12 protein-coding genes, 1 tRNA gene and 2 pseudogenes are annotated in these 12,296 nt (G+C 71.3%); 8 read left to right on the forward strand and 7 right to left on the reverse strand.

What is annotated here, in order from left to right; all coding sequences use genetic code 11:
- Nucleotides 1–176: 176 nt before the first annotated feature.
- Nucleotides 177–1,115: a peptidoglycan-binding protein gene (locus ACFYZQ_RS02885; protein WP_389140922.1), complete on the forward strand. Its 939-nt coding sequence runs from the start codon at nucleotides 177–179 to the stop codon at nucleotides 1,113–1,115.
- Between the two features lie 344 nt (nucleotides 1,116–1,459).
- On the opposite strand, the gene ACFYZQ_RS02890 is transcribed toward ACFYZQ_RS02885, so the two are convergent.
- The 3 genes from ACFYZQ_RS02890 to ACFYZQ_RS02900 all read right to left on the reverse strand — a co-directional run bounded on the left by ACFYZQ_RS02890 (nucleotide 1,460) and on the right by ACFYZQ_RS02900 (nucleotide 3,833).
- A complete protein-coding gene (locus ACFYZQ_RS02890) occupies nucleotides 1,460–2,185 on the reverse strand; it encodes a dienelactone hydrolase family protein (RefSeq protein WP_389140924.1) in 726 nt (241 codons plus the stop codon).
- A gap of 180 nt (nucleotides 2,186–2,365) precedes the next feature.
- Nucleotides 2,366–3,067: an HAD family hydrolase gene (locus tag ACFYZQ_RS02895; RefSeq protein ID WP_389140926.1), complete on the reverse strand. Its 702-nt coding sequence runs from the start codon at nucleotides 3,065–3,067 to the stop codon at nucleotides 2,366–2,368.
- 184 nt (nucleotides 3,068–3,251) lie between these two features.
- Nucleotides 3,252–3,833: a TMEM165/GDT1 family protein gene (locus tag ACFYZQ_RS02900; protein ID WP_389140928.1), complete on the reverse strand. Its 582-nt coding sequence runs from the start codon at nucleotides 3,831–3,833 to the stop codon at nucleotides 3,252–3,254.
- Between the two features lie 538 nt (nucleotides 3,834–4,371).
- Between ACFYZQ_RS02900 and ACFYZQ_RS02905 the strand changes: the two genes are divergently transcribed.
- On the forward strand, nucleotides 4,372–4,902 hold the full coding sequence (locus ACFYZQ_RS02905) for a hypothetical protein (RefSeq protein WP_389140930.1): 531 nt from the start codon (nucleotides 4,372–4,374) through the stop codon (nucleotides 4,900–4,902).
- A gap of 95 nt (nucleotides 4,903–4,997) precedes the next feature.
- Here the strand turns inward: ACFYZQ_RS02905 and ACFYZQ_RS02910 are convergent, their stop codons facing one another.
- Both ACFYZQ_RS02910 and ACFYZQ_RS02915 read right to left on the reverse strand, forming a co-directional pair.
- Nucleotides 4,998–6,080, reverse strand: a complete 1,083-nt coding sequence (locus ACFYZQ_RS02910; RefSeq protein ID WP_389140932.1) for a protein kinase family protein — start codon at nucleotides 6,078–6,080, stop codon at nucleotides 4,998–5,000.
- A 329-nt stretch (nucleotides 6,081–6,409) separates the two neighbouring features.
- Nucleotides 6,410–6,826 (reverse strand): annotated as a pseudogene (locus tag ACFYZQ_RS02915) (hypothetical protein).
- A 458-nt stretch (nucleotides 6,827–7,284) separates the two neighbouring features.
- Here ACFYZQ_RS02915 and ACFYZQ_RS02920 point away from each other — a divergent pair.
- Nucleotides 7,285–7,740, forward strand: coding sequence for a DoxX family protein (locus ACFYZQ_RS02920; protein WP_389140934.1), 456 nt, complete (start codon nucleotides 7,285–7,287; stop codon nucleotides 7,738–7,740).
- 188 nt (nucleotides 7,741–7,928) lie between these two features.
- On the forward strand, nucleotides 7,929–8,492 hold the full coding sequence (locus ACFYZQ_RS02925; RefSeq protein ID WP_389141868.1) for a DedA family protein: 564 nt from the start codon (nucleotides 7,929–7,931) through the stop codon (nucleotides 8,490–8,492).
- 5 nt (nucleotides 8,493–8,497) lie between these two features.
- Here ACFYZQ_RS02925 and ACFYZQ_RS02930 read toward each other — a convergent pair whose 3' ends face one another.
- On the reverse strand, nucleotides 8,498–8,731 hold the full coding sequence (locus tag ACFYZQ_RS02930; protein ID WP_389140936.1) for a DUF2277 domain-containing protein: 234 nt from the start codon (nucleotides 8,729–8,731) through the stop codon (nucleotides 8,498–8,500).
- Between the two features lie 97 nt (nucleotides 8,732–8,828).
- On the opposite strand from ACFYZQ_RS02930, the gene ACFYZQ_RS02935 reads away from it, so the two are divergent.
- Nucleotides 8,829–9,740, forward strand: a complete 912-nt coding sequence (locus tag ACFYZQ_RS02935; protein WP_389140938.1) for a ketopantoate reductase family protein — start codon at nucleotides 8,829–8,831, stop codon at nucleotides 9,738–9,740.
- Nucleotides 9,741–9,851: 111 nt separating this feature from the next.
- Nucleotides 9,852–10,202: a hypothetical protein gene (locus ACFYZQ_RS02940; protein WP_389140940.1), complete on the forward strand. Its 351-nt coding sequence runs from the start codon at nucleotides 9,852–9,854 to the stop codon at nucleotides 10,200–10,202.
- A 43-nt stretch (nucleotides 10,203–10,245) separates the two neighbouring features.
- Here ACFYZQ_RS02940 and ACFYZQ_RS02945 read toward each other — a convergent pair.
- Nucleotides 10,246–10,317 (reverse strand) — tRNA-Val (locus ACFYZQ_RS02945).
- 82 nt (nucleotides 10,318–10,399) lie between these two features.
- On the opposite strand from ACFYZQ_RS02945, the pseudogene ACFYZQ_RS02950 reads away from it, so the two are divergent.
- Nucleotides 10,400–10,890: pseudogene (locus ACFYZQ_RS02950) on the forward strand (hypothetical protein); the annotation flags it as partial.
- Between the two features lie 74 nt (nucleotides 10,891–10,964).
- Entirely contained in the window at nucleotides 10,965–12,233 is a 1,269-nt protein-coding gene (locus ACFYZQ_RS02955; protein ID WP_389140942.1) for a hypothetical protein, read from the forward strand.
- Nucleotides 12,234–12,296 lie beyond the last annotated feature (63 nt).

A 12,296-nucleotide genomic window follows, 5' to 3' on the forward strand; every position in this document is an offset into this window, starting at 1 on the left:
CAGGACCTCCCGGGGCTCGTTTGACACCTACCATCGTCAACGGTGTCACCCGTTATGGCCCGTTGAGTCCTCTCGGGGACGGTATTGCCGGGGGCCGCCGACCGAAGTTGTGGTGAAGGTCTGCATAATCTGTGGAGCCCTGGGGCCGGTGATTCGTACGGGGAGGGACCGAACACGTGGCAGGACCGAAGGGCCACTCATGCCCGGAATGCGGCGCGCCGAAGGGGCCACGCAACGCCCCGTCGTGCGGCTGCGCCCAGCGGGCGTCCGAAGCCCTGCGTGACACGCGTACCGCGGAGGCGGCCGCGGCGGAGGACTTCGATCCGCTGCGGATACGGCCGTACGTCGACCTGGACGCCCCGGCCGACTCCACGATGCCGCTGCGCCGGGCGGAGGCCACCTCGGCTCCGGTGCCGCCGCGGGCCGGGCAGCAGCCGCCGGAGCCGGGCCGGCCGGACGAGTCCGACGGGCCGGAGGACCGCCTCGACCGGCCCGAGGCCGTGGACGACGCGGAGGAGCCGGTCCGCCGCCGTCGCACCCTGCTCCTGGCCGGGGCCGCCGCGCTGGTCGCGCTCGTCGCGGCAGCCGGTTTCACCGGCGGCCTGCTCTCCCACGCGACCCCGTCGCGGGACGGGGCGGCACCGGAGGAGGTACGGGAGAAGGTCCCGGACGTGTCGTCGAGCGCCCCGGTGACGCCGAGCCCGGCGACCGCCTCCGCGTCCGCCCGGACGTCCGCGCCGGCCACCCCGTCCCGCAGCGCGAGCCCGTCCTCGTCGCCCTCCCCCTCGACCTCGTCCACGCCCTCGCGGTCCCCCCGCCCCAGCCTCTCGGCCGAGCCGACCGAGACCGCCACGATCGCCCACACCCCCGTCCCGGCGGGCACGTCCCCGAGCCCGGTACTGCGCCCCGGCGACCACGGCGCCGAGGTCACCGAACTGCAGCGCCGGCTGCGTCAGCTCGGCCTCTACGCGGGGAAGACCGACGGCGACTACAGCGCCCAGGTGGAGACGTCCGTCAGCACCTACCAGTGGACCCGGGGCATCCAGGCCGAAGAACCCGGTGTGTACGACGCGCCGACGAGAGCGAAGCTCGAGTCGGAGACGTCGGAGCCGTAGGGGACTGTCGCCACGCCTCCCCCGGCACCTCAAGGGCCCTGGGCGGGTCCCCGACCTCAGCGCGGACGCACGCATTCACATTTCGCCGGTTCCCCCAGGGGGCGTCTTGTGGATCAGGCCGGCATGGACCGACGGCGCTTTCCAGCCGGCCCGAGCGGGGGCGATGGGGGTGCCCCCGCGCGAGGCTATTCGAGCGAGGCTGTTCGAGCGTGGGGGAGCGTGCAGCCGCAAGGCGGAGGCGGGCGACCACGCGATGGAGGTCCCCCCGCTCGAGCGAAGCCGAGAGTGGGGGAGCGCGTGCCAGACCCCGCGCCCCGGGATGATCGCCTTCATCGACTACGGCATCACTCCGTCATGGGCAGGCACTCGGCGAGCAGGTCGACGACGTCCCGCCAAGCTCGCTGGGCGTGCTGCGGGTGGTAGCCGACCCCGGGGCGCACGGTGTGGTCGACCGGTGGGTGGTGGAAGGCGTGCAAGGCGCCGCCGTAGACCACGAGGCGCCAGTCGACGCCCGCGGCCTGCATCTCGGCGGTGAATGCTTCCCGTTGTGCGGGCGGCATGATCGGGTCTTCCGACCCGACCCCGGCCCACACCGGGCAGTGAATGCGCGCCGTCTCGCCTGGTCGGCCCGTGGTCAGTCCGTTGACTGTCGCGATCGCGCGCAGGTCGACGCCGTCGCGCCCGAGTTCCAGCGCGATCGCGCCTCCGGTGCCGTAGCCGACGGCGGCGATCCGGTCCGGGTCGGTCCGCGGCTCTGCGCGGAGCACGTCGAGCGCCGCGTGGCCGATGCCTCGCATCCGGTCGGGGTCGGCGAGCAACGGCATGCAACGGGCCAGCATCTCCTCAGGGTCGCCCAAATAGCGTCCTCCGTGGAGGTCGAAGGCCAGGGCCACGTATCCCAGTTCGGCGAGCGCATCGGCCCGGCGGCGCTCGACGTCGCTGAGCCCCGTCCCCTCGGGCCCGACCAGGACCGCGGGCCGGCGGTCGACACCGGCCGGGAGCGCGAGATGCCCGATCATCGTCAGGCCGTCGGCCGCGTATTCGATCGTGCGCGTTGTGACCGTCGTCATGAGCCTGGACTGTAGTGATCGTCGAGCCCGGTCGGGCCGGTGTTCTGCGCCTGGCAGAAGGCAGGTCTGAAATTGCACCGGCCCGCGGCGGACGGTAGTCCCGCGTCCCACCGCTCAGGCGATCTTTCGCTGAACCCCAGCAACGAAGTGGATCACTGTGCCGACAGCCGAGATCGTTCCTCAGCGCTGACGGCTGTTCCGCTGTTCCCCGAGGCCATACGCGCCGGCGTAGAGCCGGATCGCCCCGCCCCCGAGCGCCTCCACCCGGACGTCCCGCAGGTCCCGCACAGCCACGTCGGGCCGGTGGGACCCGGCTCGCGGTCCTATCCCCACCACCCGCATCCCGGCGGCGCGCCCGGCGGTGATGCCCGCCCCGGAGTCCTCGAACACCACGCAGTCGGCGGGGTCGACACCCAGCTCGGCGGCGCCCTTGAGGAAACCCTCGGGGTCGGGCTTGCTCGCGCCGACCGACTCGGCGGTGATCCGGACGTCCGGAAGCGGCAGCCCGGCGGCGGCCATCCGCGCCGTGGACAGCGGAACGTCCGCGGACGTCACCAGCGCGTGCGCCAGCCCCGCGGTCCGCAGCGCGGCCATGAACTCCACGGCACCCGGGACGGCGACCACGCCGTCCATGTCCGCGGTCTCCTCGGCGAGCATGCGCGCGTTGTCGGCGAGGTTCTGCTCGACCGGCCGGCCGGGCAGCAGCAGGGCCATCGAGGCGTGCCCCTGCCGTCCGTGGACCACCTTGAGCACCTCGTCCCCGTCCAGTCCGTGCCGCTCGGCCCAGCCCCGCCAGATCCGCTCCACGACGGCGTCCGAGTTGACGAGGGTGCCGTCCATGTCGAGCAGGAGGGCGCGGGCGGTGAGGACGGTGGCCGGCATCGGCAGCTCCAATGGCGAAAGACCCCGAGGTGAAGAAAACAGCGAAGAAGACGGCTGAGAAGACAAAGCGCCCCGCCCGCCGGTCAGGGGAAGCGGGCGGGAGCCACTTTGTTCCTACACGGTACAAAACATGTGCCGCTCCCGCCACCACTCCGGCGCGGGTTCACCGTCCGTTCAGCTCGCCTCAGCCGGCCACGGCCTCGTACAGGCTCCAGGCACCGAGCCCCAGCATCAGCACCGCCGCGACCTTCGTGATCAGCCGCAGCGGCACCCGTCGCATCAGCGCCTGCCCGCCGACGATGCCCAGCCCGGCCACCGCCCACAGTCCCAGCACCGCGCCGAGACCGACGGACAGCGCGTCGTCGTACCGGGCGGCGAGGTTGGCGGTCATGATCTGGGTGAGGTCGCCGAACTCGGCGACCAGGATGAGCGTGAAGCCCGTACCGGCGACCTTCCAGAAGGACTGGTCGGCGGGCTTGCGTATCTCCTCCTCGTCGTCGTCCTTCTTCAGCAGCAGCACCGCGGCTCCGCCGATGAAGAGCAGGCCCGTCAGCGCGTGCACGATCCGCTGGGGCAGCAGGGTCAGCACGCTGCCCGCCGCGACGGCGAGCACGACATGCAGGAGGAAGGCGGCGGCGACGCCCACGAAGACGTACGAGGCTCGGTAGCGGGCGCCGAGGACGAGCCCGGCGAGCGCCGTCTTGTCCGGCAGTTCGGCGAGGAAGATGACGCCGAAAACGAGCGCCGTCACGGTGATGCTGATCAAAATCCCTCAATCGGTCGGGGCCGCCCCGCCGAGGGTGCTGAACCTCACATGAGACACCTCGGCACGGCAGCGCAATCGGCGCCCGTGCCATGGGGCACGGGCGTGCACTGCTTGCCGAAGGTCTCGCTGGGCGGTCCGCGCGGGATCCGCCTCCGGGCGCCGGCTCAGGCTGGCTGAGCAGTATGTCGACGGTCCGGCGGAGAGCTACTCCCCTTCTGCGTCACCCATCGTACGGGACGGATAAGTTCCGCCCCCCATCCTGTCGTGCCATGTACGCGCCACTCACTTCTTGTCGGGCGCACACCTCCCCGCGACACGGTGCGGGGAGCATCCCCTCGCTCGCACCCGAACGCCCCACCCCACCAGTCCTGCCGCGCACCCGAACAGATCGCAGGCCTCGCGCCCGGGTTGACCGATCGGCAACCGTTCGATCATCACGAATTTACGTTCGAGGTCTACCCGCGTAGCCCTTCGAAAGAGTGTCATGGACACGACCTTGGCGAATCCCCGCCGAGCGCTCATGTCTCAGGAGACACTCATGCGCCCCATCGCCCGAATACCGGCCGCGGCCGGCTCGGCTCTGGCTCTGACGTTCAGCGGCCTCATCCTCGGCTTCAGCGCCGGTACGGCGCAGGCCAGCACCTGCTCCCAGTCCTATCTGCCGCTGCCCGACCCGACGTGCACGCCCGGTGTGTACAACCCGGACGTCACCCAGTCGACGATCAACTCCACGATCTGTGTGTCCGGCTGGACGGCGACCGTCCGGCCGCCCACCTCCTACACCAACCCGCTCAAGGTGCAGGGCATCGCGGACTACGGCTACTCGAACACCTCCACCTCCGCCTACGAGGAAGACCACTTCATCCCGCTGGAACTCGGTGGCTCCCCACGCGACCCCAAGAACCTGTGGCCGGAGCCGTACTCGGGCACGAAGACGGCCACGACCAAGGACGGCGTCGAGACCAAGCTCAAGAACGCGGTCTGCGACGGCAGAATCACCCTGTCCGCCGCGCGTACCGCGATGAAGAACAACTGGACCACGGCACTCAGCGTCACCGGCATCGGTTGAGAACCGAGCCGGCCGGTGACCTCTGTCTGTGCTGAGCGTCACCGGCCGGTGCCGGTCGCCCGCACGCCCCGGCACCGGGTCCTACTGCTTCGCCCTCATTCCCCCGGTGGTGAGGCGCCGGCCAAGGCTCGCTCGACCTCAGCCGCGGGGAAGGGAGTGCGCTTGCTCTCCGTAAGCAGTCGGCGATGGAAGTCGTCCAGGATGATTGCGTGCGCAGCGTGACGGTCGATGATCGTGACGAGATCGGGCGGAACGTCGGCGGGTTGGCGGCCCTCGACCCACTCACGCAGGAAGGCACCGTGTTCGGTGCCACCACGCACGGCGTCCGGCAGGTGGTGGCGAAGCAGGTGGTTCGGCGCGTAGGAGCGGTCGTACACGAGGTGATCGGCGAGGAACTCCCGCTCCGCCGCGGAGAGTTCGAAATCGCGGCTCAAAGCGAGCCCGAAGTCCGCGAAGTACACCCGTTGGCCGTCGGTCAGCAGATTGGCGAAGTGTGCGTCGAAGTGGACCAGTCCGCGCGCGCTCATGAACTCCGTCCCCCGCAGCAGCGCATTCTCGACCCATCGGTAGGGCGACTCGCCTCCAGGCTCCGGTGGGGCCGCCTCACGGTTGTCGCCGAGCCACTCGGCGAGCGTCTGCGGCACATGCTCCAGAAAGAGCACAAGGCTGAAGGAGGACCTTCCGATGGCCTCCAGCCGACGGCGCACGGCCGACGAGCCCTCCCAATGCGCTACGGCCCGCTGTACGCCGCCGAGCCCGTCCATGAAGCCGACAGGGGGACTGTCAGGCAATACCCGCCAGTGATACAGCAGCGGGAAACCCGCGTACTCGTTCTTCAGTACCCAGCCTGTCGTCATGAGGTGCGTGGCCAGCTCACGCCAGGCGCCGAACCCCGCCGAGCCCGCCCCGTACTGGTAGAAGAGAGGAAGATCGAAGATGTTCGCGGTCGACCGTGCGTGCTCCGGCTGCAACTCGATGTCCGTCAGCGGGATCCGCTTGACGAAGACGCGTATCCCCTCGACTTCCATCTCCGCCGACCTGCCTCCGATACCGGAGCCGATTCTCGGCGCGGCGGACACCGCATCCTCGAGCCGACGGTCGCTCAACAGGGACAACCGAGCCCCCACGTCCTCGTAGGCAGACACTCGCGCGGCATGCACTGACCCGGTCGCATCCATCGGCGGCTCCAGCCCGACATCGAAACTGACTTCTGTCGATCATGCCAGGGTGGTGAAGCTGCGGGCTTGCCGCCTTGACCAGTGCGGCGAGGGTGGCAGGGGCCCGTTTCCCGGCTCCCTGGGTTCGGGCGCGGCTCGCCTGACGGAGTGGACGCCGACCTGGTCGAGCGCTCGCCGTGGCGGGCGGTGAACCGCGTCCGGCGGCGGGCGATCAGGGCTTCGGTCGGGCTGAGTCGGTGCTGGAGTCTGCGTCGCCGGACGCCGAGCCGACGTCCGCTTCGCCATGCTCCGCGACGGCACCTTCCACGAACCGGGACCGTCAGTCCCAGTCACCTGACCAGTGGGTCCGCGAGGAGAACAACTCGATCAGCCTCGACGTCGAAGCCGAGCACCGGATGGCCGGGGTCGCCCTCCGGGTCCATCAGCACCGGCTTACCCAACCGCCGCCCGATCTCCCGAAGGAACCCGCAGGTCGACGTCGAAGTCGATTTCGTCGGCGGCATGGAACCTGAAGATCGCCAGTACATCGGCCGTCGGCGGACCCGCAGGTCCGGGCACTCGGCATCCGCCGAACGGGACAGCACGGTCTCCGCCCGGGGCACCGGAAGCACCGCAACGAGGTCGAGGACCGCCTGCCAGTCCTCCACCGAGGCATCCGAGGCATTCGGGACACGCACGTCCGGCAACGAACCCAGCCGGTCCAGGTCGAAGAAGCACTTCACGTCATCCCAAGGCAGGTCGCGCACCCCCGCCACGCTGCCCGGACGGCCGATCCGACGCCCCCGTTCCCCTTGACCCAGGACATAGGGGCACCCCCTTCGCCACTCCGCCGCCTTCTGCGCCGTCCCGTACCGAACGGGACGGCGCAGAAGGCATTGCTTTCTGATGCGCCGTCAACTTTAGTCATGTACAAGGTAATTGCACTTGCCTGTGTCCACCGAGGGCGGACATCGGGTGATCTCCCACGGGGTCCGTCCAGGTGTGTTTCGCGTCACGCTCTCGGGCCCCGAAGTGACCGCGGCAGCCGCCCCACATGGGACGGAGGCCGAAATGGAACCGCAAGCGGAAGCGGAACCATGGCCAAATGTTGAACTTGCAAGCACCCCTTAGGGCCTCCTAACCTGGGTCCCTCATTCGGTACCGCCGCCCCCACCGACCGGTCAGTCCCCTACCGGTCCGACCGAAACCGAAGGAGCAACCCCCCATGTCTGCACGTCTCAACACCGCTCAGCCCTACGCCCTCGGCCTGTTCCGGATAGTCGTCGGCCTCCTCTTCGCCGTGCACGGCGCCGCCTCGCTCTTCGGAGTCCTCGGCGGCGCGATGGGCAGCAACGGCGGCACCATCCCCGCCGGCACCTGGCCCGGCTGGTACGCGGCCGTCATCCAGCTCGTCTGCGGCAGCCTGGCCCTGCTGGGACTCGGCACCCGCGGCGCGGCACTGCTCGCCTCGGGCTCCATGGCGTTCGCGTACTTCGACGTCCACCAGAAGCACGCCCTGTGGCCGATCCAGAACGGCGGCGAGCCGGCGGTGCTGTTCTGCTGGTCGTTCCTGCTGCTCGTCTTCACCGGCTCGGGCGCCTTCGGCCTCGACCGGCTGCTGGCACGGCGCACGGCCGGCACGGAGCAGCGCACGCCGGAGCGGGCCACGGTAGCGGCCTGACCCTCTCCGTTACCCGGACGCCGCGGGCGTCCGGGTAACAAGCCGGCCACAACGACCCCTTATGCCCCCGCTGTCACACCCTCGGCGTACGCTGTATGGCTGGCATCGGGGGAGCAACGGGAGTCGTCGTGTTCGAGAACGTGGGGTCACTGGCAGCCGTGGCGGCCGCCGGGCCATGGATCTACGCGATGGTGGCCCTGTCGGTCCTGCTCGACGTCTTCCTGCCGGTACTGCCGAGCGGCGTGCTGGTGATCAGCGCCGCCACCGCGGCGGCGGCCGGCTCGAACGCGGCCGCGGGAGGCGTGCCCCACGACGTACCGGACATCCTGACCCTGATCGTCTCCGCGGCCACCGCCTCGCTCGTGGGCGACCTGGTGGCCTACCGGCTGGCCTGGCGCGGCGGGGACCGCCTGGACCGTGCGATCGCCCGCTCCCGGCGTCTGACCACGGCGCAGGAACGTCTCGGCGCGGCCCTCTCCCGGGGCGGCGGAGCCCTGGTTGTCCTGGCCCGCTTCGCCCCCGCCGGCCGCTCGGTCGTCTCCTTCTGCGCGGGCGCCGCCCACCGCCGCGCCCGCGATTTCCTGCCCTGGTCCGCCCTGGCCGGCCTCTCCTGGGCCGCCTACAGCGTCGCCCTGGGCTACTTCGGCGCGCAGTGGCTGGGCGCCACCTGGCTGGCGACGGGGGTGTCACTGGCGGCACTGTTCCTCGCGGGCGCCGGAGCGGCGTACGTCATGCGGCGGCAGCCGGCGTAGTCCGGTCAGGGCACGTCGACCGGGGGCCGCCGCCCGCGCACCTCGAGCCCGCCGAGCAGTTCACCGGTGGCCTGGGCCACCGCCTCGACGGCCCGCTCGAACACCTCCCGGTTGTGGGCGGCGGGCGCCCGGAACCCGGAAACCTTCCGCACGTACTGCAGCGCGGCGGCTCGAATCTCGTCCTCCGTGGCCTCCTCGGCCAGCGCGGGCGGACGCAGCGTCTTGATACTCCGGCACATGTCACCAGTGTCCCTCAGCCAACGGTCCCTGTCTGCGATGATCCACACCGAGGCGGCCACCCTCCCGGGGGCCGACCGACGAGAGGAACAACCTGACATGGCGAAGAACCTCACCGTGGCCGTCCTGGGCCCCGGAGGGACCGGTGGCCTGCTCGCCGCCCTCCTGTCCCGCGCCGGCCACCGCGTGATCTGCCTGGCCGGGACCGACACGGCCCGCGCCCTGCGCACCACCGGCATCCGCGTCCGCAGCGCCCAGTTCGGCGACTTCACCGCCCCGGTGGAAGCGGACACCCGGCTCCGCGAAACCGTCGACGCCTGCCTGGTCACGGTCAAGCACACCGCCCTCGACGCGGCCCTCGCCCGCGTCCCGGCCACCGCCCTCGGCGACGCCCTCCTCGTACCGTTCCTCAACGGCGTGGAACACCCCGCCGTCCTCCGCGCGCACCACCGCCCCGAACTCGTCGCCCCGGCGGTGATCCGCGTGGAGTCCACCCGCCTCGCTCCCGGCATGATCGAGCACGGCACCCCCTTCACCGAGATCGACCTGTCCGGTGACCAGGTCCCCCGCCCCCGCCTCGACGCCCTCGCCGAAACCCTCACCGCCGCCGGCCCGAACACCCGGGTCACCGCCGACGAGTCCGCGACCCTCTGGGCGAAGATGTCCTTCCTCGCCCCCTTCGCCCTGCTGACCACCCGCTACGCCGTTCCGATCGGCGAGGCCCGTAGCCGCCACCGCGCCGAGCTGACGGCCCTGGTCGCGGAGACGGCCGCCGTCAGCCGTGCCTGCGGCGGCCCCGCCGACCCCGTTCAGGCACTCGCCCGGTACGACTCCTTCCCGCCCCTGGCCAAGTCGTCGATGCAGCGCGACGCCGAGGCGGGCCGCCCGCTGGAACTGGACGCCATCGGCGGTGCGCTGCTGCGCGCGGCGGACCGGTACGGCATCGCCGTACCCGTGACGGCCGGGCTGGTAAGAGAGTTGGGTGAGCAGGAGGCCGCCCGCGGTCACTGACCGGCTCACGCGTTCACCCCTTCACTTGACTGCTCCCCTCCCTGAGTGGAGACCAGGTGAACCTCTCAGACGAACTCACCACCCAAAATCGAACAGGCGTATCATTGGCGTGTGGCTGCGACCTATGACTTTCCGAGTGACCTTCTCGCCGGTCAGGAGGAGCTGCACCAGGTCAGGGCCGAGCTGTCGGCCCTGCTGAAGCGGCTGCCCTGGTCGGTGGAGCCGCTGGACGGCTTCAGTGACGAGGGTGGCTGGCGCAAGGTGGAACGCCCGGCCTCCCCGGGCTGGTCGGCCGACGAACAGGCCGAGGTGGAGAAGCTCCGCCGACGCGAGCACGAACTCGCGGTGTTCGTCAGCTGCCACCGCTTCTGGGCGGAGGTGTCCGCGAGCGACCGCGTGGACGCCCGCACGAAGCTCAAGCACGCACGCAGGACGCAAGCAGAAGAGAAAGAAGAGGACTGACAAGCAGACGACCCCGGCCGCGGCGGCCGGGGTCGTGTCACGGTGGGCGCGGACGGTTTCGAACCGCCGACATCCTGCTTGTAAGGCAGGCGCTCTACCCCTGAGCTACGCACCCGCGACGAGTCGACAGCCTACATTGCCGGGAGCCCTCTCTCGCAAACCCGTTCCGGATGGGTTCGCGGGCCACCGATTCCTGGGGTCGGTACATGCCCTCAGCCGCCCACACCGCTCCCCTGGAGATCGTCGCCGCCGACTCGAACAAGGCGGACACGGTCGAGGTCACCCGGTGGTTCGAGGGCTCGACCGTGGTGGGCACGGACCCGAAGGTCAACTGGCAGATGAAGGACGACCGGCTGGTACTGCGGATGAAGTGCTCCGGGTTCATCACCGACTGCGCCGCGAAGCACCGCATCGAGGTGCCGCGCGGGATCGCGGTCAAGGTGCGGGACGACGACGGGAGCGTCCGGGCGCACGGTTTCCAGGACGCCCTGGGGATATGCCGGACCTGGTGGAGTCCCGCACCGACGACGGGTCGGTCACGATCGGGTTGCCCCGCGCCGTGTACCGGGTGACGACGCAGACCGCCGACGGCGGGGACGACGTCACCGTGCCCCGGAGCGACTCCAGCCCCCACGTGGTCTCCGCCGGCACGAAGGAGGGGAGAATCACGGTGCGAACCGTGAACTGACCGGCCCGTGTGTTCGTCCTCAAGGGGTGGGACAATGGCACCCCGCAGGGCGAACCACGGCACGGGAGAGGGATGTGGCGGCGACACCCCGAAGGACTGCTGGTCCGGTCCGTGGCTGGTTCGGTGGCCGCGCCGAGGCACAGCGGGCGGAGGCGCAGGCCGCCAAGGACGACGCCGCCGCCGCGTTCTACGAGCTCGACACCGCCCAGCGTGACCTGCGGATCTCGATCGAGACGATCAGCGCCGTGGACGACTCCCCGGCGGCCCGTCGCGCGGTCTCCGATTTCGAGGCGCTCGGGCGGCGTATCGACGAGGTCAGTCAGCGCTACATCCAGGCGGTCGACGCCCACGATCTCGACCGTGACGACCTGGAGGCGTCCGCGGCCGGCCGGGCCCGTGCCGAGCTGAGCGCCGCCAAGGACGAGCTGGTGCGGGTCAAGCAGGAGCTGGACCGTTTCGGCGGCTCGCTCGGGCCGCTGCTCGGCAAGGCCGAGACCCAGCTGGCCCGGCTGGCCCCGGCCGTCGAACGGGCCCGGCAGGCGCTGCTGGCCGCGTCCAACGCCCTCGACGCCGTACGGGAGTCCGGGCTCGGGGCCGACGACCTCGCGGCCCGGCTCGCCGCCCTCTCGCCGGAGCTGACCAGGCTCAACCAGGGCGCCGGGCAGCACGGCGTGCCGCAGACGCTGGAGCGGGCCGAGCGGGTGCAGCGGGAGGCGGAGGCGATCCGCGCGGAGGCCGCGCGGCTGCCGGAGCGGGCCGCCGAGATCGACCACCGGCTGGTGAGTCTGCGGACCCGCGCGCAGGCCCTGACGACCCGGGCGGGGCAGGTGGAGCCGGTGCTGAGCGAGCTGCGGCGCCGGTTCTCCGCGGCCTGCTGGCAGGACCTGCAGCAGGTGCCCGGGCAGGCCGGCGAGAACGTGCGGCAGGCGGAGCGGAAGCTGGCCGAGGCGCAGGCCGCCCGGGACGCCCAGCGCTGGCCGGACGCCACCTCGCTGCTGTCGACCGTGCGGGCGCTGCTGAACGCCACCGACGACGCCGTGTCGGCCGCCGGGGACCGGCTGGCCCGGCTGAACGCCGTGCAGAAGGACCCGCAGGCGGAGATCGAGCGGACCCGGTTCGCGATCCGGGACGCGCAGCGGCTGGCCATGACGGGCCGCACGACGCCCGACCCCCGGCACGCCCGGCCGCTGGACGACGCCGTGGGCCGCCTGGACCGGGCGATCGCCACGCTGGAGGGCCGCCACCCCGACTACTGGCACTTCCTGACCGAGACCGAGGCGGTCCGGCAGACGGTGGCCCGGGTGGTCGCCCAGATCCGCGAGGAGCGCGGCGCCGGTCACTGAGCCGTTGCCGCGCGGGCCGGGCGGGCGGATATTGGGAGATACGTACGTTCTGCGCCCGCACCA

Source organism: Streptomyces sp. NPDC001843 (assembly GCF_042891955.1).
Classification (GTDB): domain Bacteria; phylum Actinomycetota; class Actinomycetes; order Streptomycetales; family Streptomycetaceae; genus Streptomyces.